We start from the raw sequence: 25,700 nt of genomic DNA, 5'->3' as shown, positions 1-25,700 counted from the left end.
CAAGGTTCGACCCGATCGGGAAAACCCGATGGGCGGTCAAGTCGGGACACCATGCCCCAACCTGTCGACAGAGGGCGCGCTCAGGCATCCTTGGGCGGGCGAATGCGCAACGACGCCAGGACGCAGATAATGGCCAGCACGGCCACCACCGAGGAGGCGAAGAAGGCATAGCTGCCGAACCGCACCACCAGCCAGCCAAAGCCCGCCAGCCCCAGCACCGCCATGCCCTGGTTGAGCATATTGGCAAAGCCCTGTGCTTCGGCCGCATTGGATTCATCAGTCCAGTTGGCGATGAAGTGCACCACGCCGAAATAACCGACGCCAAAACTGATGGCATGCAGCATCTGCACGACGAACAGCACTTCCACCGGCGGATTAAAGGCCATGGCGGTAAAGCGCACCAGCGAGGCAATGCAGGCCACCAGGATCATGTTGCGCGCCGTGATGCGGCCGCCGAAGCGGCGCCAGGCAAACATCATGACGGCCTCGCCGGTGGCGGCAATGGCCAGCAGCGGGCCGATGTAGTAGTCCGGAATGCCGTTCTGGTGCCATAACAGGCCACCAAAGCCGCCGATCAGGGCATGGCTGGCATTGATCAGCGCAAAGGCCACCAGCGGCAGCACGAACCAGGGCTTGAGTGAGTCGCGCAGCTTGGTGGGGATGGTTGCAGCCAGGGTCTTGGCCTGTTCGGGCGCCCGGAACTGCGGCAGCAGCAGGCTGAGCCCGGCCCGCAGCAGCGACATGGCCACGAAGAGCGGCACGAAGGCATAGGCACCGAACACGGTGATCAGCATGCCGATGCCGCCCGCCCCCACCACATAGCCCACCGTCGCCCAGGCACGTACGGCGCCGAAATCGGTACCATTGCGCCGCGTCATGCGCACCGAGGCCGCGTCGATGATGGGCGGAATCGAGCCGGTGCACATGGTCACCAGCGACCACACCAGCATGACGCCCCAGAACTCGTTGACGAAGAACAGCCCGAACGGCACTGCCGCCCCCAGCATGGAGAGGATGACGATGACGCTGCGCCAGTCCTTGGCGCGGTCCGCCAGCCGTCCGACCAGCGTATTGATCGCCAGCAGGCACAGCATGGGGATGGAATTGATGATGCCGATCTGGTCGGCCGGCAGCCCATGCTCGCTCAGCCAGATGCCCAGAAACACCGAGCTGACAGCGCCGGGCAGATAGACGGTGAACTGATAGATAGATGCGCGCGCCTCGGGGCTCGCCAGACGCGCAGGAAGCAGAGACATGAAAGGTAGACTCCGGGCAAATCAGTGCCCGGAACCTTGGTGACTCGGCGCGTCCGACAACGCAAGCCCTCTGTTGCAACGTTGCGTTCAGCCCGTGGCCGCCAGACGACGTTGCAGCGGTTCGAGCGCGTCGCGCAACTGAATGGCACTGGCCGCCCAGGTGAACAGTTCGCCATGCCGGCGCGCATCGTCGCGGCGCAGGGTCAGGGCGCGGGCGACGGCAATATTGAGGTCCTCATGCAGTGCCCCGGCGCGCGGATCGCTGAGCACGTCCAGCGGCCCGGTCACCGGCAGCGCCGCCACCGGCGTGCCCGAGGCCAGCGCCTCGGTGATGACATTGCCGAAAGTGTCGGTGCGGCTGGGAAAGACCAGCACATCGGCGCTGCGATAGAGTTCACCGAGCTCCGCGCCATGGCGATAACCCATGAAGACCGCGTCTGGAAACGCGCGCATCAGCCGGGCGCAATCGGGCCCGTCACCGACGACGATCTTGGTGCCGGGCACCTTGAGCCTGAGAAACGCTTCGACATTCTTTTCCGCCGCGACGCGGCCGACATAGAGCAGGTGCGGCCCCGGCAGAGCGGTGAACTGCGTCTTGGGACCGGGGCAGAAGCGCTCACCATCGACGCCGCGCGTCCACAGCCCGAGCCGGACAAAGCCGCGGGCGACCAGGTCATCGCGCAGCGATGGCGTCGGCACCAGGGTGCGCGCCGCGGCGGCATGAAACCACCGCAGGTAGCCATAGCTCCATTCGGCCGGCACCGGCACGCGCATGGCCAGATATTCGGGAAAGCGGGTATGGAAGCTGCTGGTAAAGCCCAGACGCCGGTCGATGCAATATTGCCGCGCCAGCAGGCCCAGCGGCCCCTCAGTGGCGATATGGATGTGGTCGGGGGCGACCGCCTCGATCTGGCGCGACACCGAACCCAGGCTGGCCAGGGAAATCCGCACCTCGGGGTAGCTGGGCACCGGCAGCGTCCAGAACCGCTCGGGGGTGAGGTAATGCACGTCATGGCCCGTGCGGGTGAGCGCCTTGCCGACGCTTTCAAGCGTGCGTACCACGCCGTTGATCTGCGGTCGCCACGCATCGGTGACGATCAGCAGCCGCGGAGAAGACGAAGCATGGACCGAATTGGACATAGCAGCACCGCCACTGGTTCGATTGTGCGGACAATCTCCCCTGAGTCCAAGTCGGCTGCGTGAACGGCCCGTGACGGTTGTTTGACGCTAGCTGGCCGCGCGGCGCAGTCGGAATTTGCGGGGTTCGCCGGCCACCACCATTTCGGTCCACTTGATCAGCTCGAACGCCCCTTCGGGCGTTTCCACGATCGCCGTGCAGCTTTCCACCCAGTCGCCGGTATTGATATAGTGGATACCCAGCCGCTCATGCATGGCGGCAAAATGGATATGGCCGCAGATCACCCCGTCGACGCCCGATTCCTTGGCCTCGTGCACCAGGGCCTCCTCGAATCGGCCGATGATCGAGACGGCGTTCTTGACCTTCTGCTTGGCCCAGGCGCTGAGCGACCAGTATTGCAGGCCGAGGCGACGGCGCACCCAGTTGATGGCGATATTGACGCGGAGCGCCGCATTATAGGCCCAGTCGCCGACATGGGCGAGCCACTTGGCATTCATCACCACCACGTCGAACTGGTCGCCATGGATGACCAGATAGGTCTTGCCGGTGGCCGTGGTGTGCACGGTGCGGTCGACGAACTCGATCTCGCCAAAGAACGTGCCCAGATATTCGCGCAGGAATTCGTCATGATTGCCGGGCAGATAGATCACCCTGGCGCCGGCATTGGCCTTGTCGAGCAGCAGCTGCACCAGCACATTGTATTCATTGGGCCAGTGCCAGGCCTTGGCCAGGCGCCAGCCATCCAGAATGTCGCCGACCAGGTAAATGGTCTCGGCGTCATGGGCGCGCAGGAACTCAATGAGTTGCCCCACCCGGATCGGCTTCATGCCCAGGTGTACGTCCGATATGAACATGGCCCGGACCTGCCGGACCTCGCGGTCATCCGCCATCAAGCAACGACTCCTGCTTCTTGGGAGCGGACTTTATCTGCGCTTTGCCCGCGAGGGAACCTTTGGCACAGAGAAGGTGGGGAAACCAGCCGCGACGGCAGATCAGTCGCTGGCGGCCTGGCTGGCCTTGAGCGCGACGATGCGAGCATAGCTTTGTTCTATCCGCGCAGCAAAGGCCGGGTCGGCCTCGGCCTCCGCGAGCAGGATGTCGAGGATTTCCTGGCCCAGCTCGGGATGATACGCGGCCGTATTGGAAAACAGCAGGACATCCATGCCGGCCCGCACGGCCTGCGTCACGGTCTGTTCGAGCGTGAAATGGTCGCGGATGGCGCCCATTTCGAGATCATCGCTGATCACCACGCCATCAAAGCCCAGCTCACCGCGCAGTACCCCGTCGATCCACTGCACCGACAGCGACGAGGGCGTCTGTGTGCCGGCATCCGTGTAATCGGCATGGTAGAGGTGCCCCACCATGACCATGTCCACCGCGCCCGCGGCCAGCAGGGTGCGATAGGGGTCGAGCTCGGATTTCTGCCAGGTCGTGGTGATGTCGACAAAACCCTCATGGCTATCCGCGGTGGACGAGCCATGGCCGGGGAAATGCTTGAGCGCCGTCAGCAACCCGGCGGCGTGATGGCCGGCGATGAAGGCCGCATCATAGTCGGCGACCTTTTGCGGGTCGGCGCTATAGGCGCGGCCGAAGCGGGCGATGACCTGGTTTTTCGGGTTGAGGTTGACGTCGGCCACCGGGCCGAAATTGACGGTAAAGCCCAAGGCGGCCACGGCCCGCGCCATGCGGGCGTAGATCGCCTCCGCCTTGGCCGGACTATTGCTGGCGGCAATGGCGGCGGCACTCGGAATCTCGGCAAAGCCGACATCCTTGGTCAGCCGCTCCACCGCCCCGCCCTCCTGGTCCAGCGTGATGAACGGCAGCAATTCGGGCGAGGCCGCCCGGAACGCCGCATTCATCTTGCCGACGGCATCGAGGCTCTTGATATTGGTCTTGAGCAGCATGACGCCACCCAGCCGGCCTGCCGCCAGTTCCTCCCGCAGGGCGACCACGGCCGAATCATCGGCATCGTCCCCCTGGAAGCCCACCACGATCATCTGGCCGGCCATCTGCTCCAGACTCGCCGCACCGGCTGCGCCGGACAGGCCAAGCGTCAGGAATACTGCGTATAGAACGCGCAAAAGAGGGAGTTTCACAGGCCAATCCAGATCAGCAGTACCGCGGCACGGTGTTCTTGAAATCAGTCAAAACAATGCCCGCCATCAAATTATTGCCACGGGGGCACTTAGGGGGCTGATATGACACGAAAAAGATGCAATTCTATTCTTGGGCGACTTGGAGTGCGGGCCGTTCTTCAACCTTCCGGCTCGCGATGCCGTTGCCTTTGATCGGGCGGAGATCTTGGGGTCTCCGCCCGTGACTTTATGGGCTACCGATTCTGCCGGTTGGCCACCAGATCGTCGACCACGCTGGGGTCGGCCAGGGTCGAGGTGTCGCCCAGGGCGGCAAAGTCGTTCTCCGCCACCTTGCGCAGAATGCGCCGCATGATCTTGCCGCTGCGGGTCTTGGGCAGGCCCGGCGCCCACTGGATCAGGTCCGGTGTCGCGATCGGCCCGATTTCCTTGCGCACCCAGTTCTTGAGTTCGGCACGCAATTCGTCCGAGCTGGCTTCGCCCGCCATCAGGGTCACATAGCAGTAGATGCCCTGCCCCTTGATGTCGTGCGGATAGCCCACCACAGCGGCCTCGGACACCTTGGGATGGGCCACCAGCGCGCTCTCGACCTCGGCCGTACCCAGGCGATGCCCGGAGACGTTGAGCACGTCGTCGACGCGCCCGGTGATCCAGAAATAGCCATCCTCGTCGCGCCGGCAGCCGTCGCCGGAGAAGTAATAGCCCTTGTAGGTCTCGAAATAAGTCGACACGAACCGGCCGTGGTCACCCCAGATGGTACGGGCCTGCGCCGGCCAGCTGTCGGCGATGGCGAGCACGCCCTCGGCCTTGGTCTGGGTCTGCAGCTTGCCCTCGGGCGACAGTACGATCGGCTGGATGCCAAAGAACGGCACCGTGGCCGAGCCGGGCTTCTTGTCGGTCGCGCCGGGAAACGGCGCGATCATGTGGCCGCCGGTTTCGGTCTGCCACCAGGCATCAATCACCTCGCAGCGGCCCTTGCCGACCTGGTTGTAATACCACATCCAGGCTTCAGGGTTGATCGGCTCGCCCACCGTGCCGAGCAGGCGCAGGCTGGGCATATCGTGCTTGTCGACATACTGCACCCCTGCCCCCATCAGCGCGCGAATGGCGGTCGGCGCGGTATGGAAGATGTTGACCTTGTGCTTTTCCACCACCTGCCAGAGCCGGCTGGCATCGGGATAGGTGGGGATGCCCTCGAACATCACCGTGGTGGCGCCATTGGCCAGCGGGCCATAGACGATATAGCTGTGTCCGGTGACCCAGCCGACATCGGCCGTGCACCAGAAAATCTCGCCGCGCTGGTAGTCAAAGCTCAACTCATGCGTCAGCGCCGTATAGAGCAGGTAGCCGCCGGTGGTGTGCAGCACGCCCTTGGGCTTGCCGGTCGAACCCGAGGTATAAAGGATGAACAGCGGGTCTTCCGCATTCATCGGCTCGGGATCGTTGAACGGCTCGACGCCGGCGGCCGCCTCATGCCACCACACGTCGCGGCTGCCCTTCATGGCCACCGCAGCACCGGTATTGTGCACCACCAGCACCTTGGACACACCGGGGCAATCCTCGAGCGCCTTGTCGACATTGGCCTTGAGCGGCACCGTCTTGCCGCCACGACGACCTTCATCGGCGGTGATCACCACGGCCGAGTCGCAGTCATTGATGCGGCCGGCCAGCGCGTCGGGCGAAAAGCCGCCAAACACCACCGAATGCACCGCGCCGATGCGGGCGCAGGCCAGCATGGCATAGGCGGCCTGGGGAATCATCGGCAGATAGATGGTGACGCGGTCGCCCTTGCGGACGCCCAGCGACTTCAGCACATTGGCGCAGCGGCAGACTTTTTCGTGCAGCGTGCGGTAGCTGATATGTTCGGATGGCGCGTTGGGATCATCGGGTTCCCAGATGATCGCGATGTCGTCGCCATGCTCGGCCAGATGACGGTCAATGCAGTTGGCGGCGACGTTGAGCACGCCGTCCTCGAACCACTTGATCGAGACATCCGGATACTGGAACGTGGTGTTCTTGATCTTGGTGGGAAAGCTCACCCAGTCCAGGCGCTTGGCCTGTTCACCCCAGAACCCGTCCGGATCGCTGATTGAGCGCTGATACATGTCATTGTACTGCGCCGCCGTTGTATGGGTGCGTGCGATCGCAGCCGCACTTGGCTGGAATACGAGCTGCTCGCTCATACTATCCTCCCTTATCTCTCCCGTACCCGTTCTACTGACCCACCCCACAGCCCGCAAGGGCTTGGCCATGCGACTAATTAGGTATGTCCAGTCATTGGTGGTGGCCCGGTGTTAACTGCATGCGGCAAGACGCCTTCGGCTTTGTGTCCGGCTTTGCTAGGATTTGTCTCTCACAGTCGGGGACTGCATCATGGCCGAAACGACAATCCGGGCCGCCACGCCGGCCGACATTGATCTGATCCACAAAGAGCTGGTCGATGTGATCGCCACCTCGCCCCACTATAGCGACCGCTTCAAGGCCCATGAGTCGGCGCGCCTCAACAAGACCTTCCTGCGCAACCTGATGGCGATCGATCCGTGGCACATCATGATCATGTGCGCCGACGGCGTGCCCGGCGGCGCCATGGTGTCGGGTCCGGAGACCGGTTCCCTGTTTCGCTACTGGAGCTGGGTCTTCCCCTCGCATCGCCAGACCAAGCTGGGCATGTTCGGCATGCGCGCCTTTGATGAGCACTGGGACAATGGCCGCTTCCACAAGGCCTATACGTTCGTGCGCCCGGACAATGAAGTCGCCCGCATGCTGCTGCGCCGCTATGGCTATGCCGAGATCTGCCTGCTCGAGCAGCACATTTTCGGCCAGGATTACCTGCTGATCGCCAAGCCCTATACCAAGGTCAGCGTCGACTACGACAGTGGCGTCAATATCGGCCGACTGGGGCTGTTGAAGAAGCGCCTGGCCGGCCTGGTCGGCGCCTGAGGGGCGCCCGGTCAGGTCGCATTGGCCGCCTTTATCGCGTCGGCCCGTCGCGTCCGGAACCACTGCAGGATCGAGACGTCGAGCTTGGCCGTGCGCAGCGCGATCCACCACAGCCCCACCGACCACACGGTGATGGCGATCAGCGCGCTGAGGGCGGCGCCCATCAATCCCAGCGGCGGCACCAGCAGGCCATTGCCGATCACCAGCGTGACCACGGCCAGTCCCACCGAAGGCAGGCTGGCATAGGGCCGGTCGTGAATGGACAGCACCAGCGAGGCCGGGCCCATGACCGAGCGCACTACCAGGGACAGCGTCAGCACGGCCAGCGGCGCGGCGCCGACCGCAAAGCTGGGCCCGAACAGCATCAGCGCAAAAGGTCCACCGATCAGCACCAGAACAAACAGAACGACCGACAGGCCGCTGGCCACGAAATTGGCCTCGCCCACCTTGCGGTTGAATGAGAGCCGGTCGTCATTGGCTTCGCTCTCGAACATGTCGGGCAAGGTCACCGCATAGACGGCGGCCACCCCGAACGAGATCAGGGCAAAGATGCGGGTGCAGACGCCGAACACCGCCAGTTCCTCATGGCTGAGCGCCTGGCTCAGCAGCAGCAAGTCGATGTCGAAGAAGAAGTCCGACGCCAGCGAAATCAACACCCATGGCAGGGCAAACCGCCACCAGCGGCGTGCCTCTCCCGCACGGGTCGCGGCGGTGTCCGCCACCCCCCGCAGCGAAACCAGGGTGACCCCGACCTGCACCAGCGAAACGGCGACAAAGCCGATGGCAATGGCCCACAGCATGGTCGCAAGCCCCTCGCCCGGCACGGCAAAGCCCATGGTGCCCACAAAGGCGCCGATCACCAGCATGGGGCGGAAGATGGCATCGGCAAAAAAGCCGGCAAAGGGGCGCTTGAGACCCACCAGTATGGCGCCGCTGACAAAGACATTGGCCGCGGCAAAGGCCATCAGCGCCATCGGCATGAAATGCTGCGCCACCGCGCTCTTGCCCAGGCCGAGCAGGTCCAGCACCAGCGGTCCGCCCAGCAGCAGCAGCACCGCCACGCCCAGCACGTGCCCATAGGCCCATGCCACGAATACGTGCAGCTGCCGCCGCTCCCCCCGTGCCCGGTATTCGGAGGTGAAATAGGTGCCCACCGTGCTGAAACCGAGTGGCATCACCATGGCCACCAGATTGACCGTGGCCATGACAACGAGATATTCGCCCAGTAATTGCGCACCCCAGATGCGGGCAATGAGCGCCTGCGCCACAAAGATCAGGCCGGCGCCCCCCAGGCGGGCGGCAAAGATGACGCTCGATTGCGAGGCCAGGCGCCGCTGCAGGCTCATTGGCCGCCCTCGTCGGCGGCCGACCGTGCCTGGTTCGGCAGCGACTTCGGGTTGCGCCAGCCGCCCATCACCCGCTTGACCTGATGCAGGGCGTCGCGCGCCGCAAAGGCGGCCGTGCCCAGCAGGAAGGCCAGCCGGTTGCTGGCATAATTGGCCACCGGCGGCACCGGCTCGATCACCCCGGCATCCCCCACCATGCCCTTCTTGAACTGATGCAGGCCCTGGAAGCCATCGGTGCCGCCCAGGTCGTACCAGCGGGCACGGGTATGGTCGCGCAGCCAGCGGATGATGTGCCAGTGCATGAAATAGCCCGCCCGCAGCGGCAGCGCCTGGTCATTGGTGGCGCCATAGAGATAGACGGCCCGGTCGCCGGCCGTGAAGATTAATGCACCAGCAACGACGACGCCCGCATGCCGCACGAAGAACAGCTCGGGGCGCAACCCGTCCGCCAGCGTCATGAGCGAGGCGACGCTGTCATAGGCCGAGTGATCGGCAAATTGCTTGCGGTCGCTCATGGCGGCATAGAGCAGGTCGAATTCGGGCAGGCGCTCGGGACCGGCATGTTCAAAGCTCAACCCGGCCTTCTCGGACTTGTTGAGGTGATAGCGCCATTTCTGGTTGAGACTCTTGCGCTGGGCTGAATCATCGAGCCGCAGATTGACGATATAGCGGTTGGGAAACATCAGCTCGGAGCCGCGGGTGAAGCCGCGCGCCTGCAGATAGGCATGGGCCGCATTGACGGGCGTGACCGCCGCCCAGGCCAGCACCGAGATCATGTGGCCGCGCCTGTCGGCATAGTCGGCAATCAGTGCCTCGATCATGCCGGCATGAATCGCCGCGGCGTCGGGGCGGGAAATGTCCTTGCGCATCGGCCCCCATTTGGAGACCGTGATATGACCCAGCCGCAGCGGCAAGGGCTGCACCATCATCAGCGAGCCGCCCACTACCTCGCCATCGAGCAGAAACAGCATGGGTTCGTGCTGCACCGAGGGCCAGCGCGCCGCGGCAAAGGCATGCAACTGTTCCTGGCAGACCTCGTCGAAATCGGCGATTGTCCGGTCCCACTCCGCGCCGCTGACCAGCCGGGTCTGCAGTACCGGCATCGCCGCGGTCTCGACGCGCCCCCGGGGGGGCGCATCCGTCTGCGACGCGGTTGAACGATCAGCGATTACCGACATGCCTGGTCTTCCCGCACTTGTATCCGTGCGGAAAACTAGCGCCGGCAGATGAGCAAATCCCTATACGGACAAGGGATTGGCGACAAAAAGCCGGCCGTGGTTACCAAAGCCTAATGCGCGGCGACCGCCGCGGCATGGGGCGTATACAGCAGCGGAATTTCCGGCAGGGCGACAAACATGCCCAGTCCTTCGAGCGCCATGCGGATGGCCACGAACAGGATGATCAGCAGGCCGACCCAGGCGATCCAGCGATGCTTGTGCAGCAGGCCGGCAATGAAGGTGGCGGCAACGCCCATCATCACGACCGACAAGGCCAGGCCGATGATCAGGGCTTCGAAGTGATGCGCGGCGGCGCCGGCCACGGCCAGCACGTTGTCGAGCGACATCGAGACGTCGGCAATGATGATCTGGATGACGGCCTGACGCAGCGTCTTGCGGGGGGCCTTGCCGGCAATGCTGCCATCGGCATTGGTATCGGCATTCTCGAGCGCTTCCTGCGCCTCTTCTTCCTGCTCATGCGAGGTGGTGAGTTCGCGATACATCTTCCAGCACACATAGAGCAGCAGCACGCCGCCGGCGATCAGCAGCCCGCCGCCCAGTGCCAGCAACTGCGTGGTGATCAGGGCAAAGAAAATGCGCAGTACGGTGGCGGCAAGAATGCCGATCAGAATGGCCTTGCGGCGTACATCGCTGGCCAGGCCAGCCGCCGCCAGGCCAATAACCACCGCATTGTCACCGGCCAGAACCAGATCGATCAGGATGACTTGAACAAGCGAGCTGAGAAAACTCGGGTCGATGCCGAACATAGGGGGGTCTCACTGCAGGGCTGAATGCTGGCAAGGGCTATAGCGCCGCGGCAACCCAGTTGAAAGGGGCTCACGCTGCCGATCCACGAAAGTATGAGGAATTCCGCCGGTTTACCGCCGTGCCGACAGCTTGGTGACAGGCATGGCTGTCCACCGCGTGCCCAAACGCCATAGCCATGCCGACGCGGCATCCTGGAAGACCAGGACCCGCATACCGAACATGGCAATCAGGAGGACTTTGGTGGGCGAGCACGGATTCGAACCGTGGACCCGATGATTAAGAGTCATCTGCTCTACCAGCTGAGCTACTCGCCCCCGTTTGGGGTATTCCAAAGTAGGCGCTCTCTAGCAAAGGGATTCCGCGCTGTCTAGCGCCTGTGAAAACTTTCCTCATCAACAGCGTGGAAAGCCGGATGGGTAGACCGAATTCGCGGGAGAACTAGGGGGTTGAATGCGGCGCAAGAGAGCGGTGGCGGTCTGGTTGCGCCATCCGCCGGCGCCTGGCGATAAACGCCCGTTTGGCGCCGGCTTCGGACTAGTGTTGATGCCCGGACCGGGCCTTGAAAGCCGCAAAGTCCAGCACGTTGTCCTGGTGATCGGATGCAGGCAGGGGGATATCGTCGATCAGGCTGATGGTGCGCTCGACGATGTTGAGCAACTGGCGTGATCGGCTGTCGGATCCCCGCAGGATGGCAGCTGCCTGTTGCAGATGATCCCGCGCGAGGAGGTAGGTGGTCGGCATTGCACGAGCTCCTTGAGAATTTTTCGGGTGTTTGCGTCAACCAGATGACGCCCCCCTAGACTGCCTTTGCATAGTTTCACGTAACCTGCCGCGGATCCGACAATTTAAATAAAATGCCATCCAATCTAAGACTTCAGCCAAAGCCCCGGCGCACCGCGGCCTCCCGACTATGTAAAAAATGGCACCTGTGCATAACTATATGGGGTGGCCAAATAAATAATCTATTCGTCGATTACTTCCGCACAGGAATTATACCATATGGTACAAAGCCAAAGCCCCAAATACAGTCGATATGACCCTCGCTGGCAGTAATTCCACCATTCTGCCACATTTTTCCGAGCTCTGGGCAGGCGCATTTGCGGCCGTTAGGCTGGGCCCAGCGACCCCTAGAAAGGCGACTCACTTGCTCCGCCCCAGTCTTGCTCCCATCGCCGCCGCCCTGCCCGATTCGGTCCCCTTTACCGGCCCCGAAACGCTGGAAAGGCGTCTCGGCCGCCCCTTTTTGGCGCGCCTGGGGGCCAACGAGAATCCCTTCGGCGCGGCGCCATCGGCTCTGGCCGCCATGGCCGGCGCCGTGGCCGAGGGCTGGAAATATGGCGACCCGGAAAGTCACGACATGCGGCGCGCCCTGGCGCACCAGCTCGGCATTGCCAGCGACGCCATTGTCATTGGCGAGGGCATCGATGGCCTGCTCGGCCTGGCCGTCCGCCTCTATGCGGCGCCGGGCAGCGCGGTGGTCACCTCGCTGGGCGGCTACCCGACGCTGAACTATCATGCGGCCGGCTATGGCGCCCGCATCGTCAGCGTGGCCTATCGCCATCATGCCGAGGATCTGGCAGGCCTGGCCGCCATGGCGCGGCAGGAAGCGGCCGCCATTGTCTACCTGGCCAATCCCGACAACCCGATGGGCAGCTGGCACGGCGCCGCGGCTGTCGCCGAATTCATCAACGCGGTGCCGGAACAGACGCTGATTCTGCTCGACGAGGCCTATGGCGAGTTTGCCCCGCCAGGCACGCTGCCACCACTCGACACGGCGCGGCCCAACCTGCTGCGCCTGCGCACCTTTTCCAAGGCCCATGGCATGGCGGGACTGCGCTGCGGCTATGCTGTGGGCGAGCCGCAGACGATTCGTGCTTTTGAGCGGGTGCGCAACCATTTCGGCGTCAACGCCGTAGCCCAGGCCGGCGCCATCGCTGCGCTCGCCGCGCCAGCGCATCTGGCGAACGTCATCGAGCGCACCGCCGCCGCCCGGGCCCGCATTGCCGCCATCGCCAGCGCCAATGGCCTGGCGCCCCTGCCCTCGGCCACCAATTTCGTCACGATCGATACCGGCCGCGACGCCACCTATGCCGCAGCCCTGCTGGCCGCGCTGTCGGACGAGCGCATCTTCATCCGCAAGCCCATGGGCCCCGGCCTCGACCACTGCATCCGCATCAGCGCCGGTTCGCCCGCTGCGCTTGACCTGCTCGCCGACGCCCTGCCCCGGGCCCTGGCGGCCATTGCCTAGGGCGCGTGCAGGCCCACCCGGGCCAGCAGGGCGCGATGGTTGGAGCCATGGCTGTTGGCCGGCGCCTCGATCGTGTCGATCAGCAGGCCGCCCCGGGTGAACATATTGTCGATCGGCACGCCAAAGTCGCCCGCCTCCACCGGCCAGGTCGCCGGATAGATCGGTGGCGGCGCCAGGTCCAGGCGCGCGCGGAAGCGGGCGACCCAACTGGACCAGGCGGCGGCATTGAAGTCCCCCGCCACGATCAGCGGTCCCTCGACGGCCTGCAGTACCCGCTCCGCACTTTCCAGCTCGGCCATGGCGATCTCGTCGAAATAGGGCTTGGTCAGATGGATTCCCGCCACCGTCACCGGCACACCATCGATCACTGTCTTGACCACCGCCAGTCGCTCCCGCAGGAACGGCTGCATATGGTACATCTGCGCCTCCAGCAGCGGCGTGCGCGAGAAGACGGCAATGTCGCAGCTAGGCGGGTTGTCGCAGCCCAGACGATAGGGCAGCACTTTGGCAATCTCGTTGAGATAGGCGCGCACGCCCGGCGTTTCCATGATCACGGCGATATCGGGTTGCTGGGCGATGATGAAGTCTGCGGCATCGCGCGCCTGCGCATTGCTGTTGAGCACGTTGAAGCTGAGTACGTTGACGCTGGCCAGAATCTCGCCATCGGTCCCGGCCCGGCTGCGATAGCCCTCGATGAGGGGCACAACACCCTGCCCCACGCTTGCCAGCACAACGGCAATGGCCAACAGCCCGCACCAGCGCGCGCCGGTGAGCAGCAGCAGAGCGATCAGCGGCACACCCAGCGCGACCAGATGAAAGCGCAGGCTTTGCAGCAATTCGACCCCGGGCAAGCCAGTCGGCACGCTGACCAGCAGCAGCGCCAGACCGAGGGCCAGCACGCCCGCGGTCGCCATGCCGCGCAGTTCCGCCCTCAACATCATGCCCGACTCCAGCTTAAATCGGCTTCACTGGTGCCGCAATTGGCCAGACCGCGCAAGCGAGCTGCCCGCAGATCAGTCATGCCGCTGCCCGGTCAGAGGAACTTGCGCATCTGGATGCTGTCGCTGCCAATCCCGACCAGTTCCGTCGGGTCCCAACTGTAGCGCTGCCAGCCGGTTTTTTCATAATAGCCCACGGCCGTGGGCGCCGCATTGACCAGCGCTGTATGGGCGCCAAAGGCGCGGGCCCGTTCTGCCACCATCTCTCCGAGCACCCGGCCATGCCCTGCCCCTTGTGCTGCCGCCGTGACCGCGACCATCCGGAACACGCAGGTGCCGTCACTGCGGATATCGAGGCGTGTCGTGCCCAGCGCCCTGCCGTCCAGCTTGAGCAGATAATGGTGCTTTCCCGGCGTGTATTCGTCCGGATAGTTCTCCTGGTAGAGGCCATGCCGCCCGCGGGCCTCGAACAGTTCCTGCCGGCGGATAGCATGATAGTCGCGCCAGTCCTGCGGCTCAGCCACCTTGTCCAGCCTATGGGTCATCTGCTCGCTCCCTGCCCCGGCCCGCGACGGGTCGGGGCGAAGGCCTTCCAGACTATCCTGCCAGCGCGCCCTGCGCCGCGGCGCCGCGCTCGATCAGCAGGCGATTATAGGCATTGAGATAGGCGCGGGCCGAGGCCACCAGCGTATCTGGTTCGGCTGCATTGCCCGAGACGATGCGGCCATTCATTTCCAGCCGCACATGCGCCGATGCCTGCGCATCGGTGCCACCGGTGACGCCGTCGACCGCATAGAGCACCAGATGCGGCTCCTGGCCGACAGCCGACTTGATGGCGTTGAAGATCGCGTCGACCGAGCCAGTGCCCTCAAAGCTGACGCTGGTCTCTTCGCCGTCAATGCTCAGCGTCATATCGCATTTGTGCACGCCGCCGGTCTTGGAGACCACTTCCATGTCGACCAGCCGGATGCGATCGCCCACCGAGCCGACCTCGTCATCGACCAGCGCCACGATATCGGCGTCATAGACATGCTTCTTGCGGTCGGCCAGATCCTTGAAGCGCACAAAGGCTTCCTGGAAGGCATTGTCGCCCAGGTCATAGCCCAGCTCGCGCAGCTTGTCCTTGAAGGCGGCGCGGCCGGAATGCTTGCCCATGACCAATGTGGTTGCCTTGATGCCGACGCTCGCCGGCGTCATGATTTCATAGGTCTCGGCATTCTTGAGCATGCCGTCCTGATGGATGCCGCTCTCATGGGCAAAGGCATTCTTGCCGACGATCGCCTTGTTATACTGCACCGGGAAATTGGCCGCAGCCGAGACGATCTTGCTGGCCCGCGCCAGATGGGTGGTCTCGATCTCGCTGTGATAGGGCAGGACGTCGCCGCGCGTGCGCAGCGCCATCACCACCTCTTCGAGCGCGGCATTGCCCGCCCGCTCGCCCAGCCCGTTGACCGTGCATTCGATCTGCCGCGCGCCACCGGCCACACCGGCCAGCGAATTGGCGACGGCCAGGCCCAGGTCATTGTGGCAATGCACCGAAAAGATCGCCTTGTCTGAGTTTGGCACGCTTTCGATGATGGTCCTGAACATGGCAAAATGCTCGTCCGGCACCGCATAGCCCACCGTATCGGGCAGGTTGATGGTGGTGGCACCGGCGCGAATGGCCGCATCGACGCAGCGCTTGAGGAATTCCATCGGCGTACGGGTGGCATCCATGGCCGACCATTCGACATCGTCGATCAGGTTGCGGGCATGCGCCACGGTACGCGAGATGATCTCGATCACCTCGTCCTCGGTCTTTTTCATCTGGTGCGCCAGATGGATCGGCGAGGTCGACACGAAAGTATGGATGCGGCCCTTTTGCGCATGGCGCACTGCTTCGCCCGCCCGGTCGATATCGGCGGTGATGGCGCGGGCGAGACCCGCCACGGTGGCGCGCTTGACCTGCTTGGCCACGGCAACCACGGCCTCGAAATCGCCATTGGAGGCAATCGGGAAGCCCGCTTCGATAATGTCGACACCCATCTCGTCGAGCGCTTCGGCAACCTGCAGTTTTTCTTCCAGCGTCATGGTGGCGCCGGGCGATTGCTCGCCGTCGCGCAAGGTGGTGTCGAAGATGAAGACGCGGTCTTTATTGGTGTCGGTGGCGGTGGTCATGGTGTCGTTCCTATCAGGCGGCCCGGAGCCAAGCTCTCAGAGGCCGGACATGTGCTGTTCGGCGTGTGGCATAATCCCCTGACGACCCGCTCGAAAATCCGAGCTGCCGGTGATCAGGGGCTGATAAGAAGGAGGAGCAGGGCGGCGAGCGGCAGCAGCAAGCTGGCAGCGATCATCAGGCGGGCCCGTTGGGCGTCGCGCTGGCTGATGGCAATGGCTTGGGCGCGGGAGCGCGGCATGGATCAATTCCTGATGTCCACCCAGAATGCGCGAAACCGCACTTCCATGCAAGCCCGCTGCCGCACTATTATGAGCAAATGCCTACCGGAGCGTCTGCAGGAAGCGCTGCAGCGCCGCCATTTCATCGGTCTGGATGCTGGAAAACCCGGCCGCCAGCAGGCTGCCCCAGATGGCTGGCGGATCCTGCAGGGCCGCCGAGTCGGTAAAGCCGGGCGACGCCACGCCGTTCAGCGTGTTCACCCAGAGCGGAATTTGCGCCGCCGCAAAGCGCTGCTGCAGCCCCATGATCTGGTCCAGCCTGCTGAACGACAGCTCACAGATATCCGGCCGCAGACCAAACATCAGCTCGAGCTGCCGGGGCCCGCTGGCCTGCTCGAGCCGCGTGCGGGCGACAAAGGCAATACCGGGCGACAGCACCGTCTGCTCAACCCAATCGGCATCCGCCTCGGTCGCCACATCCGCCCAGACATCGACCTGCTGGTCGACGCCCATGGCCTGTGCCAGCGCGATGACCTCGCCGATCACGGCGCGGTGCTTGATATCGAGATGGACGAAGATGCGGTCCCGGGTCAGCGCGAAGACGTCCGCCAGCCGAGGCAGCAGCTGCCCGGTAAAGTCATTGTCGATGCCGCCATCCCGATTGCGCAGCGGCAACCGGGTGAGGTCGGCGCTGTTGATGTCTTCGGGCACGGCAGCGACACTGGCAGTCCGCATCAGGTCATCATCATGCAGCAGCACAAAGTCGCCATCAGCCGTACGGCGGACGTCGATCTCGACGACAGTGCAGCCCAGTGCAATGGCCCGCTCGATGGCGAGCAGGCTGTTCTCGGGCGCGTCGCGCCAGTCGCCGCGATGGGCGACGACGGAACAGGGCCGCGTCGTATCGGCCAGAAAATCCTTGTAGCGCATTCGGTCAGAGCTCCCGCTGCGCGGGAGTTAGCACCGCTGACCGACGGTCTGATGACGGACGGCGGGGCGCTTATTCGCCGAGGTCGAGTTCGCCCTCGCCCACCACAATGGCATGGCCGCCAATACCGCCATGGGTCAGGTGTCCGTCATCCTTGCGGAACTGGATGAGGATGCGGCAGGGCCGGCCCATTTCATGGCCCTGGCGCAGCACCAGGTCACTCTGCCCGCTCGGCGCCGTGTGTTCGGCCAGCAGCCCGATCAGCGCCGCCGCTGCCGACCCCGTACCCGGATCCTCGCCCAGACCCATGCCGAACATGCGCGCGGCCAGATCGACGTCGCGTTCCTCGGGCGTCTGGGTGAAGACATAGGCCGAGTGGCGCTCGTGGCTGAACACGTCCTTCCACACCAAGCCATTGACGGCGATGCGCTTGAGCACGCCGGCATCACGCACCGGCACCAGGTGGAACGGCACCCCGGCACTGAACACGGCCGGCTGGTAGTCGCCACAGCCAATGTCCGCGGCGTCGATACCCAACGCCTTGGCCATCCCCGCTACATCGGTCAGCGGCGCCAGCCGGGCCGGCAGCTTTGGCAGGGTAAAGCGGGCCTCGCCGCTGCGCCGGTCCAGTTTCTCGAACAGGGCCGTCACCAGCCCGATCTGCTCCTCCATCCGCACCGCCGTGACCTTCTTGGTCAGCCCCAGCACCACGGCCGCGCCAATGGTGGGGTGACCGGCAAAGGGCAGTTCCTGATAGGGCGTAAAGATGCGCAGCGCCGCCGTGTTGCGCTCGCCCTGCGGCTTGAGCAGGAACACGGTTTCACTCAGGTTGAACTCGCGGGCAATGGCCTGCATTTCGCCGTCGAGCAGGCCATCGGCCTTGCTCACCACCGCCAGCGGATTGCCCTGCAGCGGGGTGCGGGTAAACACGTCGAGCAGCTGATAAGGCAGTTTCATCTGAAGCCCCTATTGTGCCGGCAAGGCATAGACCGCTCGGTCCAGTCCGAGATGATCGCAAAGCGCATCGACGGCCACGCCATGGTCATCCCGCCCGGGCAGGCCCGAAATGGTCAGACACCCGACAATCCCGGCATGGGCGACGCGCAGCGGGAAGCCCCCGCCGGCAATCACATAATCGGCCGGGTCGGCGCCCGACTGCGGCGAAAACGGCGCCTCGCCGCGTTCCAGCACCATGCGGTAGCTGGCGCGGGCAAAGCGGCGCACGGTATTGATCTTGCGACGCACCCATTCGGCATTGTCGGCGCTGGTGCCAGCGGTGGCGGCAAAGAACATCTGCCGGTCCCAGGCGCGGATATCGACGACCAGCGACAGGCCCTCGGCCAGCGCCCGCGCGCGGATGGCGCTGCCCAGGGCAAAGGCGACGTCATCGTCGAACCGGGGCAGCACCAGTTCCTGCTCCTGCTGCTTGACGCGGGCGATATCTTCGGCTGCAGCCATGGTCAGTTGTCCTGTTGGGTAAAGCGCGTCCAGGCGTCGAACAGCGGCGTGCGGTCCGTCGGGCCCTTGGCGAAATTGATCTGCGCCGGGTCGATATGCACCCAGACCGGCTTGCTGTCGGTCCAGATATTGCCCACCGGCGCGGCCCAGTCCATATCGTCCAGCGTGCCGGCCCGCGCCACCTTGATGCCCGGCACCGGCGGATCGTTCCATAGCCAGCCATGGCAATGCGCACAGAAGTTCATGACGATCGCATTGCCGCTATCGGCCACCCGGCGATATTGCGCGATTTGGTCCGATAGCAGTTCGAAATCGGCGTCCCGCACGATCATCGACATCGACCAGGCCGCACCGGAAAAGCGCTGGCAGTCCTTGCAGTGGCAATTATAGACCGAGAGCGGGCTGGCCAGCAGGCGATAGCGCGCCGCCCCGCATTGGCAGCCCCCTTCAACGGGAAATTCCGGCAAGCTCATGGCATCCCTCCGCGACTCCGCCCTATCCTGCGCATGGGTTTAGCGCAGTTTCCACCGCGCCAGAAGTCTCTCCGCGCGCGTTCCGAGAGAACCGCGCGCCGGGCCTGTCCATCGTCCTCCGGACCTCGCCGTTCTCGATCCGCTCGGATTGGCGCCGACCTGCCGGGCCGTAGTCCACCGTACGTGTTGTAGGCAATTTGCGCTGCCTCCCTGCGGCAATAGGCTCCTCCTGCCGATGACCGCAACGGAGCGCCCGCCGTGTCCAGACTCATCACCGACCTGTTTGTCCGCCGTGCTGCGCAATCCGCGCTGCTGCTGGTGCTGCTGGGCATGGGAACGATGGCAATGCTGCTATGCCTGATCCTGCTCGCCCGCCGGCTCGGCATCACCCAGGATCTGGTGACCGATGCGGCCATCGCCGCCATCGCCCTGCTCATCTTTCCGCTCGTCGACGTCTTCGGCCAGACCTTTACCGTGGTCATCGCGGCGATCCCGGTGGTGTTTGCCGCCGTCTGTTTCGTCCCGGACCTGTCGGGTGCCACCCCAAAGGCAGGGACGCAGCTCAACCGGGTGGGGCGCGCCGCCTTTGTCCTGCTGCTGGTCGGTGGCGTGGGTTGGCTCAGCCTGTTTGCCATCTTTCAGCTCAATCCGCCGCTGCTGGAAGAACTGGCCGGCGACCAGGTCAGAATGCAGCTGGCCAAGGCGACGGTGGCCGGCGTAGTGGCCTTTCACGGCAATTATCTGGCGGTCATTCTGGGAGTGGACAGGTAATGCTGAGGACACTGACGATCCTGCTGGCGCTGGCCGTGCCGACAGCGGCTCTGGCAGGCAATATCGATGTCGCCCTGGACGCCGACAATGCCGCTTCGCTGGCCGACGTCACGGTCGACGTTTCGGTGAACGACACCCCGCTTGCCCAGACCGGACAGCACCGGTTTGCCTTCGAGCCGCAGCCCGACCGCATTGTCGATCGTCTGTCGCTGACCACGGATGGGGCACCCCCCGGTTTCAGCGATTTCGATCTGCAGATGGATGTGCCGTTTTTCGTTGCGAGCGAAAGCATCGAGCTGGCGGCGCCCGTGCTGCTGACCTCTCTGACTCGGGGCAGGCTCGGTCCGCTCTGGGCCATGCAGCATCTGGTTTTCACCAACCGGCTCTCCAACCTGATCCGCGTCAATGCACGCTCCGGACGTGGTCTCATGACCGCCTTGCGCTTCATCCGCGATATTCCACGCCCTGCCAATGCCGAGGACGGCAAGGTTGCGCTGCTCTTCGCCCGCAGCGCCGCCGCCCTGACGACCGAGCACTTCGTGCTGCCCGACCCCAGCATGGAGGAGGCCATGGCCTTCGTCGAATCCACGCTGGCGGATCCGGAAGCGGCCGCCCGCATCTTTCCCCGCGCCCAGGACCGCGCCGACGCCACGGCCGCCATCATTCTGTTCAATCAGTACCGCGCCGTGCAGCTGAAAAAACTGGTCGACGCGGCAGACGCGACCGCCGCGACAGCCAGCGAGGCTGCCAATCGGTGTGCCCGCATCATCGACCTGGCCAGGCGCATCGAGCAGGCGCGGCAAAGCGACGACGCCACGGCGCTGTTGCCCATCGAGATGCGCAATCTCGAGAATGCGGCGATCTGCGCGCATGACGCCATCACTTGGCCGCTCGACGCACCGCCTGCCGATGCCGGCGATCGCCTGAATGCTGCCCTCAAGCTACTCGGCCTGCTTGACGACCGCCTGGAAGAGTTCGCCGACAGCCTGGGACCATCGGCCAGCGACAACCGCACCCTGCAGCGCGCCCAGGCCCGGCGCATCGAACTGGGCGACCGCTATGACGCGGTCTCCGCTGCCAGCCAGCTCGCTCCCCTTTAGGGGCTGCCCACATTCTGCAGCCACAAACAAAAAGCGGGGGCATGGCCCCCGCTTCCGGTATTCTTGTGACGAAAACTTAGTTCTTGGCTTTGTCGACCAGGGCGCCGGCCTTGATCCAGGGCATCATGTCGCGCAGCTTGGCGCCGACTTCCTCGATCTGGTGCTCGTCGGCGAGGCGGCGGGTCGCCTTGAAGCGGGCGCCGCCCGACTTGATTTCCTGCATCCACTCGCTGGTGAACTTGCCGGTCTGGATGTCGGTCAGCACGCGCTTCATCTCGGCCTTGGTTTCCGAGGTGATGATGCGCGGACCCGAGACATATTCGCCCCACTCGGCCGTGTTGGAGATCGAGTAGTTCATGTTGGCAATGCCGCCCTGGTAGATCAGGTCGACGATCAGCTTCACTTCGTGCAGGCACTCGAAATAGGCCATTTCCGGTGCATAGCCGGCTTCCACCAGCGTCTCGAAGCCGGCGCGGATCAGCTCGACCACGCCGCCGCACAGCACGGCCTGCTCGCCGAACAGGTCGGTCTCGCACTCTTCGCGGAAATTGGTCTCGATAATGCCCGAACGGCCGCCGCCGACACCCGAGGCATAGGCGAGCGCGATGTCATGGGCATTGCCCGACGGATCCTGATGCACGGCGATCAGGCACGGCACGCCGCCACCCTTCTGGTATTCGCCGCGCACAGTGTGGCCCGGGCCCTTGGGCGCGATCATGATGACGTCGACGCTGGCCTTGGGCTCGATCAGGTTGAAGTGGACATTGAGGCCATGCGCGAAGGCCAGGGCGGCGCCGTCGCGGATATTGGGCTCGATATGTTCCTTGTAGATGTCCGCCTGCAGCTCGTCGGGCACCAGCATCATGATCACGTCGGCCCATTTGGAGGCCTCGGCAACGCTCATCACCTTAAGGCCTTCGCCCTCGGCCTTCTTGGCCGACGGGGAGCCCGGGCGTAGCGCCACGACGACATCGGTAATGCCGGAGTCGCGCAGGTTCAGCACATGGGCATGGCCCTGGCTGCCATAGCCGACAATAGCGACCTTGCGGGATTTGATGATGTTCAGATCGGCATCACGATCGTAATAGACGCGCATGGGGGTGCTCCCTTGATAAGCGATGTTAGGTATTGTTGGCTTTCGCCCCATAGAGGGCGAAGAACTGGTCGGTCGCGGCTTTGACATCCGCTTCGATATTGGCTTCGACATTTTCCTGCGTCAGGGAAGTGTCCCCGAGCAGCAGACGGATCTGCACGTCGCGCACGACAAGGCCGAAAAACGTGCGATAGGCATCCTCGCTGCTGGTAAAGCGCAGCAGGCGCGCATCGCGCCCGGCCTCGAGAATGGGCTTGAGCCGGCGGCGAATGGCCAGTGGACCATTCTCCAGCACTATATTGCCCAGCCGGTCCTTTTCCTGCGCCGCATGGGTTACGGCGGTGCGGTTCAGCGTGATCGACACTTCCCCGGTGATTACCGTCAGGAGGTCGCGGGCGAACTGCTCGATGCTCTGGCGCAACACCTTGGCATTGAGCCCGGTGCGATCGACCTGCGGCATGCGCACCTTGGCCGCCTGCCACTGCACGGTGGCGGTGAGCAGGCCGTCGCGGTCGCCGAACCACTTGTAGAGCGTTTCCTTGGAGCACGAGGCGCGGCGGGCCACCGCCGTCATGGTCAGCCCGTCGCCATTTTCCACGAGCAGATCGAGCGCCGCCGTCAGCACAGCCTGCTGGCGGGGGGTAAAGCTCTCTTCGCTGACCTTGATGGTCACGGGCACCGGGTTCATCCTCATGCGACAGCCGAACGGGTTCGGCCTATTTCGTCGAGGCGTACCGTACGGTACGGTTGCAGGCAAGCGAAATGTTGCCGGCCTGCACTAGAGCAGCGGGGTGACCACCGGCGTGCCCGAGACGGGATCGGGATAGACCATGCATTTCAGGCCATAGACGCTGAGCAGCAGTTCGGGCGTCACCACCGCCTCCGGTCTGCCTTCGGCAACGATCCGCCCGTCCTGCATCACCACGAGCCGATCGCCATAGCGCGCCGCCTGGGCGATATCGTGCAGCACCACAATGCTGGTGCGCCCGGCATCGTGCAGCTGGCGCACCAGTTCCATGGTTTCGTTCTGGTGGCGGATATCGAGAAAGGTCGTCGGCTCGTCGAGCATGACATAGGGCGTGTCTTGCGCCAGGGCCATGGCGATGAAGGCGCGCTGTCGCTGCCCGCCAGACAGTTCGGCCACGGCCTGCTGCCGGAAGTCGTCAAGGCCCGTGGTGGCGATGGCCTGGTCGACGAGCTCGATATCCCTGGCCGAGCGCAGCCCCAGCAGCGACTGGTGCGGCGCCCGACCATAGCCGACCAGCTGCTCCACCGTGATCGAGGTCGGCACGATCGGGCTCTGCGGTAGATAGGCGATGGTGCGCGCCACCAGCTTGGCATTGCTGTCCAGCACGTTGAGATCATCGACATGGATCGAGCCGCTGCGTGGCTTGAGCAGGCGGCCAATGGTCTTCAGCAGGGTGGACTTGCCGCAGCCATTGGGCCCGATCAACACCGTCACCTCGCCGGTCCGGATGGTCAGGTCGATATTCTCGACGATGGCGCGCTGGCGGCCATAGCCGGCGGTGACCCCTGCCAGAACAATGCTCATGAGCCGGACTCCGTCTCGCTGGTCAGCATGATATAGACAAAGAACGGCGCCCCGATCAGCGCCGCCAGAATGCCGGCGGACACCTCGATGGGCGGCGCGATGGCACGGCCGATGCCGTCGGCCAGCACCACCAGCAGCATGCCCACCAGCGCTGCCACCGGCAGCATCAGCCGGTGCGAGCCGCCCACGAGGCGCCGGGCAATATGGGGCGCCATCAGCCCGATAAAGCCCATGACCCCGACCACCGCCACACTGACGCTGGCCAGCAGCGTCGCCACTACCAGCAGAAGGATGCGTTGACGCGGTACATTCAGGCCCAGGCCCGTCGCCGTTCCCTCGCCCAGGGCGATGAGGTCGAGCCGATAGGACAGTAGCAGCGCGAGCGCGCTCAGCCCGAGCAGCGGTGCCCAACTGATGCCGACATGGCCCCAGGTGCGCCCCCAGAGCGAGCCAGTCAGCCAGATCAGCGAAGCCGAGCTTTCGCTGTCGCTCGAGGTGATCAGCAGATAATCCACCCCCGCCTCAAAGACGAAGCCGACGGCCACCCCCACCAGCGCCAGGTGAATGGCCGAGAGCCGTCGGTAGTGGCCGACCAGGATGACAATGACTGCGGCGGCGAGCCCGCCGATACAGGCCGCCAGCGGCATGAAGGCCTGCGGCACGGCTGGAAAGAACAGCACCAGGGCCAGGGCGCACAGCGCCGCTCCGGCATTGATGCCGATGATGTTGGGACTGGCCAGCGGGTTGCGGATCACCGCCTGGATCACGGCGCCCGACAAGGCCAGGGCCCCACCGGCCAGCAGGGCGAGCAGCAGGCGCGGCAGCCGCGAGCGCATGATGATATAGGCCTGCTGCTCGCCATCGAGGTTGAACAGCGTGTTGATGATGACATCGACGGGAATCGCCACCGCGCCGACGCTGAGCCCCCACAACCCCGCCGTGATCACCAGCCCGGCCAGGAGCAGGATCAGCAGCAGGCCGCGTTGCCGCAGGCGACGGGGATGGACTGCCAGAGTGCTCATGCCATGCTCCGCGTGCGCAGCGTGGCATAGAGGAAATAGGGCGCCCCGATCAGCGCGCAGATGATGCCTAGAGGCGTTTCATAGGGAAATCGTACCAGCTTGGACACCACATCGGCGGCCAGCACCAGTCCGGCCCCACCCAGCGCCACCGCCGGCACCAATACGCGATGATCCGGGCCAAACCACAGCCGGCACAAATGCGGCATGACCAGGCCGACAAACATCACAGGCCCGGCGGCCGCCACGCTGGCCCCGGTCAGGATCGCCGCCAGCATGGCGCCGGCAAAGCGGCGGCGGCGCGGATCGACCCCCAGGCCCTGCGAGGCGCCGTCACCCAGCGCCAGGATATTGAAGCTGTGCGCCATCGCCATGCAGGCAATGATCCCCGCTGCCGCCCAGCCAAGCAGCGGCAGCGCCTGATCAAGCCGTGCGGCCGAGATATCGGCGGCAGTCCAGGTCATCATGGCGCGCGCCAGATTGTCTTCCAGCGTGAAGGTAAAGCGCACCAGGGCAAAACTGAACGCGCCGACGGTGACTCCGGCCAGCACCAGCCGCATCGAGTCCAGCCGCCCGCCCAGGCCGCCGGCAATGCCAAAGGTGACCATGCCGGCCAGGATGGCGCCCATGATCGCCATGACGTCCAGATTGACCAGCACCAGCCCCGGCAGCGCCAGCCCGACAGCGACGCCGAGCGCCGCGCCCTGGTTGATGCCGAGGACTGATTCCGAGGCCAGCGGATTGCGCGTCACCGCCTGCAAAGCCAGCCCGGCCAGGCCCAGATTGATGCCGATCAGCCCGGCAATCAATGTCCGCGGCAGCCGCAGGTCGACCACCGTCGAGCGGGCCAGGCTGCCATGGTCGGCCAGCAGCAGCTGCACGATATTGCCGAGGCCCACGTCGCTGCGCGGCCCGATGGCCAGCGACAGCAGTGCGCAAAGCAGCACCGCTATCGCCAGGAGCGTAAAGCGCAGAACGAGTGGCAA

The 25,700-nt window shown here is 64.6% G+C and carries 26 protein-coding genes and 1 tRNA gene; 4 read left to right on the top strand and 23 right to left on the bottom strand.

Annotated features, from left to right (window positions below; all coding sequences use genetic code 11):
• Positions 1 to 80: 80 nt before the first annotated feature.
• From AC4NN3_RS08980 to acs, 5 genes are all read right to left on the bottom strand, one after another.
• On the bottom strand, positions 81 to 1,256 hold the full coding sequence (locus AC4NN3_RS08980) for an MFS transporter (protein WP_491926753.1): 1,176 nt from the start codon (positions 1,254 to 1,256) through the stop codon (positions 81 to 83).
• Positions 1,257 to 1,343: 87 nt separating this feature from the next.
• Complete coding sequence (locus AC4NN3_RS08975; protein ID WP_491926752.1) at positions 1,344 to 2,396, bottom strand: glycosyltransferase family 4 protein; 1,053 nt, start codon at positions 2,394 to 2,396, stop codon at positions 1,344 to 1,346.
• Between the two features lie 87 nt (positions 2,397 to 2,483).
• Positions 2,484 to 3,284 carry a UDP-2,3-diacylglucosamine diphosphatase gene (locus AC4NN3_RS08970; RefSeq protein WP_193335291.1) on the bottom strand — a complete coding sequence of 267 codons (801 nt, stop codon included), beginning with the start codon at positions 3,282 to 3,284 and terminating at the stop codon, positions 2,484 to 2,486.
• Between the two features lie 102 nt (positions 3,285 to 3,386).
• The gene (locus AC4NN3_RS08965; protein ID WP_491926751.1) at positions 3,387 to 4,490 is read right to left on the bottom strand and encodes a glycoside hydrolase family 3 N-terminal domain-containing protein; all 1,104 of its coding nucleotides are present in this window, start codon (positions 4,488 to 4,490) and stop codon (positions 3,387 to 3,389) included.
• 233 nt (positions 4,491 to 4,723) lie between these two features.
• Entirely contained in the window at positions 4,724 to 6,670 is a 1,947-nt protein-coding gene (gene acs / locus AC4NN3_RS08960; RefSeq protein WP_491926750.1) for an acetate--CoA ligase, read from the bottom strand.
• A gap of 190 nt (positions 6,671 to 6,860) precedes the next feature.
• On the opposite strand from acs, the gene AC4NN3_RS08955 reads away from it, so the two are divergent.
• The gene (locus tag AC4NN3_RS08955; RefSeq protein ID WP_491926749.1) at positions 6,861 to 7,427 is read left to right on the top strand and encodes a hypothetical protein; all 567 of its coding nucleotides are present in this window, start codon (positions 6,861 to 6,863) and stop codon (positions 7,425 to 7,427) included.
• A gap of 11 nt (positions 7,428 to 7,438) precedes the next feature.
• Here AC4NN3_RS08955 and AC4NN3_RS08950 read toward each other — a convergent pair whose 3' ends face one another.
• From AC4NN3_RS08950 to AC4NN3_RS08930, 5 genes are all read right to left on the bottom strand, one after another.
• On the bottom strand, positions 7,439 to 8,773 hold the full coding sequence (locus AC4NN3_RS08950; RefSeq protein WP_491926748.1) for a lipopolysaccharide biosynthesis protein: 1,335 nt from the start codon (positions 8,771 to 8,773) through the stop codon (positions 7,439 to 7,441).
• Positions 8,770 to 9,951 carry a lipid II:glycine glycyltransferase FemX gene (locus tag AC4NN3_RS08945; RefSeq protein ID WP_491926747.1) on the bottom strand — a complete coding sequence of 394 codons (1,182 nt, stop codon included), beginning with the start codon at positions 9,949 to 9,951 and terminating at the stop codon, positions 8,770 to 8,772. The genes AC4NN3_RS08950 and AC4NN3_RS08945 overlap by 4 nt, the downstream gene beginning before the upstream one ends.
• A gap of 110 nt (positions 9,952 to 10,061) precedes the next feature.
• Positions 10,062 to 10,757 (bottom strand): YjbE family putative metal transport protein, encoded by a 696-nt coding sequence (locus AC4NN3_RS08940; protein ID WP_491926746.1) that lies wholly within the window; start codon positions 10,755 to 10,757, stop codon positions 10,062 to 10,064.
• Between the two features lie 239 nt (positions 10,758 to 10,996).
• Positions 10,997 to 11,072 (bottom strand) — tRNA-Lys (locus tag AC4NN3_RS08935).
• Positions 11,073 to 11,292: 220 nt separating this feature from the next.
• Positions 11,293 to 11,499: a hypothetical protein gene (locus tag AC4NN3_RS08930; protein WP_491926745.1), complete on the bottom strand. Its 207-nt coding sequence runs from the start codon at positions 11,497 to 11,499 to the stop codon at positions 11,293 to 11,295.
• A 403-nt stretch (positions 11,500 to 11,902) separates the two neighbouring features.
• Here AC4NN3_RS08930 and AC4NN3_RS08925 point away from each other — a divergent pair, with 403 nt between their 5' ends.
• Positions 11,903 to 13,006 (top strand): pyridoxal phosphate-dependent aminotransferase, encoded by a 1,104-nt coding sequence (locus tag AC4NN3_RS08925; RefSeq protein ID WP_491926744.1) that lies wholly within the window; start codon positions 11,903 to 11,905, stop codon positions 13,004 to 13,006.
• Here AC4NN3_RS08925 and AC4NN3_RS08920 read toward each other — a convergent pair.
• The 8 genes from AC4NN3_RS08920 to AC4NN3_RS08885 form a co-directional block, all read right to left on the bottom strand.
• The gene (locus AC4NN3_RS08920) at positions 13,003 to 13,947 is read right to left on the bottom strand and encodes an endonuclease/exonuclease/phosphatase family protein (protein ID WP_491926743.1); all 945 of its coding nucleotides are present in this window, start codon (positions 13,945 to 13,947) and stop codon (positions 13,003 to 13,005) included. The two genes, AC4NN3_RS08925 and AC4NN3_RS08920, sit on opposite strands and share 4 nt — an antisense overlap.
• A 92-nt stretch (positions 13,948 to 14,039) precedes the next feature.
• On the bottom strand, positions 14,040 to 14,489 hold the full coding sequence (locus AC4NN3_RS08915) for a GNAT family N-acetyltransferase (protein ID WP_491926742.1): 450 nt from the start codon (positions 14,487 to 14,489) through the stop codon (positions 14,040 to 14,042).
• A 52-nt stretch (positions 14,490 to 14,541) separates the two neighbouring features.
• Entirely contained in the window at positions 14,542 to 16,101 is a 1,560-nt protein-coding gene (locus AC4NN3_RS08910; RefSeq protein ID WP_491926741.1) for a 2-isopropylmalate synthase, read from the bottom strand.
• Positions 16,102 to 16,214: 113 nt separating this feature from the next.
• Complete coding sequence (locus AC4NN3_RS08905; protein ID WP_491926740.1) at positions 16,215 to 16,340, bottom strand: hypothetical protein; 126 nt, start codon at positions 16,338 to 16,340, stop codon at positions 16,215 to 16,217.
• A gap of 82 nt (positions 16,341 to 16,422) precedes the next feature.
• Positions 16,423 to 17,250, bottom strand: coding sequence for a glycerophosphodiester phosphodiesterase family protein (locus AC4NN3_RS08900; protein ID WP_491926739.1), 828 nt, complete (start codon positions 17,248 to 17,250; stop codon positions 16,423 to 16,425).
• Between the two features lie 70 nt (positions 17,251 to 17,320).
• On the bottom strand, positions 17,321 to 18,205 hold the full coding sequence (locus AC4NN3_RS08895; RefSeq protein WP_491926738.1) for a PhzF family phenazine biosynthesis protein: 885 nt from the start codon (positions 18,203 to 18,205) through the stop codon (positions 17,321 to 17,323).
• 9 nt (positions 18,206 to 18,214) lie between these two features.
• Complete coding sequence (locus AC4NN3_RS08890) at positions 18,215 to 18,706, bottom strand: heme-degrading domain-containing protein (RefSeq protein ID WP_491926737.1); 492 nt, start codon at positions 18,704 to 18,706, stop codon at positions 18,215 to 18,217.
• Positions 18,707 to 18,708: 2 nt separating this feature from the next.
• Positions 18,709 to 19,179 carry a GFA family protein gene (locus AC4NN3_RS08885; RefSeq protein WP_491926736.1) on the bottom strand — a complete coding sequence of 157 codons (471 nt, stop codon included), beginning with the start codon at positions 19,177 to 19,179 and terminating at the stop codon, positions 18,709 to 18,711.
• A gap of 258 nt (positions 19,180 to 19,437) precedes the next feature.
• Here AC4NN3_RS08885 and AC4NN3_RS08880 point away from each other — a divergent pair, with 258 nt between their 5' ends.
• Together AC4NN3_RS08880 and AC4NN3_RS08875 are read left to right on the top strand one after the other, a co-directional pair.
• Positions 19,438 to 19,950, top strand: coding sequence for a hypothetical protein (locus AC4NN3_RS08880; protein WP_491926735.1), 513 nt, complete (start codon positions 19,438 to 19,440; stop codon positions 19,948 to 19,950).
• The gene (locus AC4NN3_RS08875) at positions 19,950 to 21,050 is read left to right on the top strand and encodes a hypothetical protein (protein ID WP_491926734.1); all 1,101 of its coding nucleotides are present in this window, start codon (positions 19,950 to 19,952) and stop codon (positions 21,048 to 21,050) included. Before AC4NN3_RS08880 ends, AC4NN3_RS08875 begins: the two co-directional genes overlap by 1 nt.
• A 76-nt stretch (positions 21,051 to 21,126) precedes the next feature.
• Here the strand turns inward: AC4NN3_RS08875 and ilvC are convergent, their stop codons facing one another.
• The 5 genes from ilvC to AC4NN3_RS08850 form a co-directional block, all read right to left on the bottom strand.
• On the bottom strand, positions 21,127 to 22,146 hold the full coding sequence (gene ilvC, locus AC4NN3_RS08870; RefSeq protein ID WP_193335273.1) for a ketol-acid reductoisomerase: 1,020 nt from the start codon (positions 22,144 to 22,146) through the stop codon (positions 21,127 to 21,129).
• 25 nt (positions 22,147 to 22,171) lie between these two features.
• Positions 22,172 to 22,831, bottom strand: coding sequence for a TetR/AcrR family transcriptional regulator (locus AC4NN3_RS08865; RefSeq protein WP_491926920.1), 660 nt, complete (start codon positions 22,829 to 22,831; stop codon positions 22,172 to 22,174).
• Positions 22,832 to 22,921: 90 nt separating this feature from the next.
• A complete protein-coding gene (locus AC4NN3_RS08860) occupies positions 22,922 to 23,695 on the bottom strand; it encodes an ABC transporter ATP-binding protein (RefSeq protein ID WP_491926733.1) in 774 nt (257 codons plus the stop codon).
• Entirely contained in the window at positions 23,692 to 24,717 is a 1,026-nt protein-coding gene (locus tag AC4NN3_RS08855) for a FecCD family ABC transporter permease (RefSeq protein WP_491926732.1), read from the bottom strand. The genes AC4NN3_RS08860 and AC4NN3_RS08855 overlap by 4 nt, the downstream gene beginning before the upstream one ends.
• Entirely contained in the window at positions 24,714 to 25,700 is a 987-nt protein-coding gene (locus AC4NN3_RS08850; protein WP_491926731.1) for a FecCD family ABC transporter permease, read from the bottom strand. The genes AC4NN3_RS08855 and AC4NN3_RS08850 overlap by 4 nt, the downstream gene beginning before the upstream one ends.

The organism is Devosia sp. MDV22-iso42 (assembly GCF_058629155.1).
Note: the sequence above shows the minus strand (reverse complement) of the source record. Positions and strands in the feature narration are given on the sequence as shown.

Excerpts from the sequence above, each read along its gene's own strand:
- AC4NN3_RS08980 (WP_491926753.1), bottom strand. The coding sequence starts at position 1,256 with ATGTCTCTGCTTCCTGCGCGTCTGGCGAGCCCCGAGGCGCGCGCATCT.
- AC4NN3_RS08975 (WP_491926752.1), bottom strand. The coding sequence starts at position 2,396 with ATGTCCAATTCGGTCCATGCTTCGTCTTCTCCGCGGCTGCTGATCGTC.
- AC4NN3_RS08970 (WP_193335291.1), bottom strand. The coding sequence starts at position 3,284 with ATGGCGGATGACCGCGAGGTCCGGCAGGTCCGGGCCATGTTCATATCG.
- acs (WP_491926750.1), bottom strand. The coding sequence starts at position 6,670 with ATGAGCGAGCAGCTCGTATTCCAGCCAAGTGCGGCTGCGATCGCACGC.
- AC4NN3_RS08955 (WP_491926749.1), top strand. The coding sequence starts at position 6,861 with ATGGCCGAAACGACAATCCGGGCCGCCACGCCGGCCGACATTGATCTG.
- AC4NN3_RS08950 (WP_491926748.1), bottom strand. The coding sequence starts at position 8,773 with ATGAGCCTGCAGCGGCGCCTGGCCTCGCAATCGAGCGTCATCTTTGCC.
- AC4NN3_RS08945 (WP_491926747.1), bottom strand. The coding sequence starts at position 9,951 with ATGTCGGTAATCGCTGATCGTTCAACCGCGTCGCAGACGGATGCGCCC.
- AC4NN3_RS08940 (WP_491926746.1), bottom strand. The coding sequence starts at position 10,757 with ATGTTCGGCATCGACCCGAGTTTTCTCAGCTCGCTTGTTCAAGTCATC.
- AC4NN3_RS08930 (WP_491926745.1), bottom strand. The coding sequence starts at position 11,499 with ATGCCGACCACCTACCTCCTCGCGCGGGATCATCTGCAACAGGCAGCT.
- AC4NN3_RS08920 (WP_491926743.1), bottom strand. The coding sequence starts at position 13,947 with ATGATGTTGAGGGCGGAACTGCGCGGCATGGCGACCGCGGGCGTGCTG.
- AC4NN3_RS08915 (WP_491926742.1), bottom strand. The coding sequence starts at position 14,489 with ATGACCCATAGGCTGGACAAGGTGGCTGAGCCGCAGGACTGGCGCGAC.
- AC4NN3_RS08910 (WP_491926741.1), bottom strand. The coding sequence starts at position 16,101 with ATGACCACCGCCACCGACACCAATAAAGACCGCGTCTTCATCTTCGAC.
- AC4NN3_RS08905 (WP_491926740.1), bottom strand. The coding sequence starts at position 16,340 with ATGCCGCGCTCCCGCGCCCAAGCCATTGCCATCAGCCAGCGCGACGCC.
- AC4NN3_RS08900 (WP_491926739.1), bottom strand. The coding sequence starts at position 17,250 with ATGCGCTACAAGGATTTTCTGGCCGATACGACGCGGCCCTGTTCCGTC.
- AC4NN3_RS08895 (WP_491926738.1), bottom strand. The coding sequence starts at position 18,205 with ATGAAACTGCCTTATCAGCTGCTCGACGTGTTTACCCGCACCCCGCTG.
- AC4NN3_RS08890 (WP_491926737.1), bottom strand. The coding sequence starts at position 18,706 with ATGGCTGCAGCCGAAGATATCGCCCGCGTCAAGCAGCAGGAGCAGGAA.
- AC4NN3_RS08885 (WP_491926736.1), bottom strand. The coding sequence starts at position 19,179 with ATGAGCTTGCCGGAATTTCCCGTTGAAGGGGGCTGCCAATGCGGGGCG.
- AC4NN3_RS08875 (WP_491926734.1), top strand. The coding sequence starts at position 19,950 with ATGCTGAGGACACTGACGATCCTGCTGGCGCTGGCCGTGCCGACAGCG.
- ilvC (WP_193335273.1), bottom strand. The coding sequence starts at position 22,146 with ATGCGCGTCTATTACGATCGTGATGCCGATCTGAACATCATCAAATCC.
- AC4NN3_RS08865 (WP_491926920.1), bottom strand. The coding sequence starts at position 22,831 with ATGAACCCGGTGCCCGTGACCATCAAGGTCAGCGAAGAGAGCTTTACC.
- AC4NN3_RS08860 (WP_491926733.1), bottom strand. The coding sequence starts at position 23,695 with ATGAGCATTGTTCTGGCAGGGGTCACCGCCGGCTATGGCCGCCAGCGC.
- AC4NN3_RS08855 (WP_491926732.1), bottom strand. The coding sequence starts at position 24,717 with ATGAGCACTCTGGCAGTCCATCCCCGTCGCCTGCGGCAACGCGGCCTG.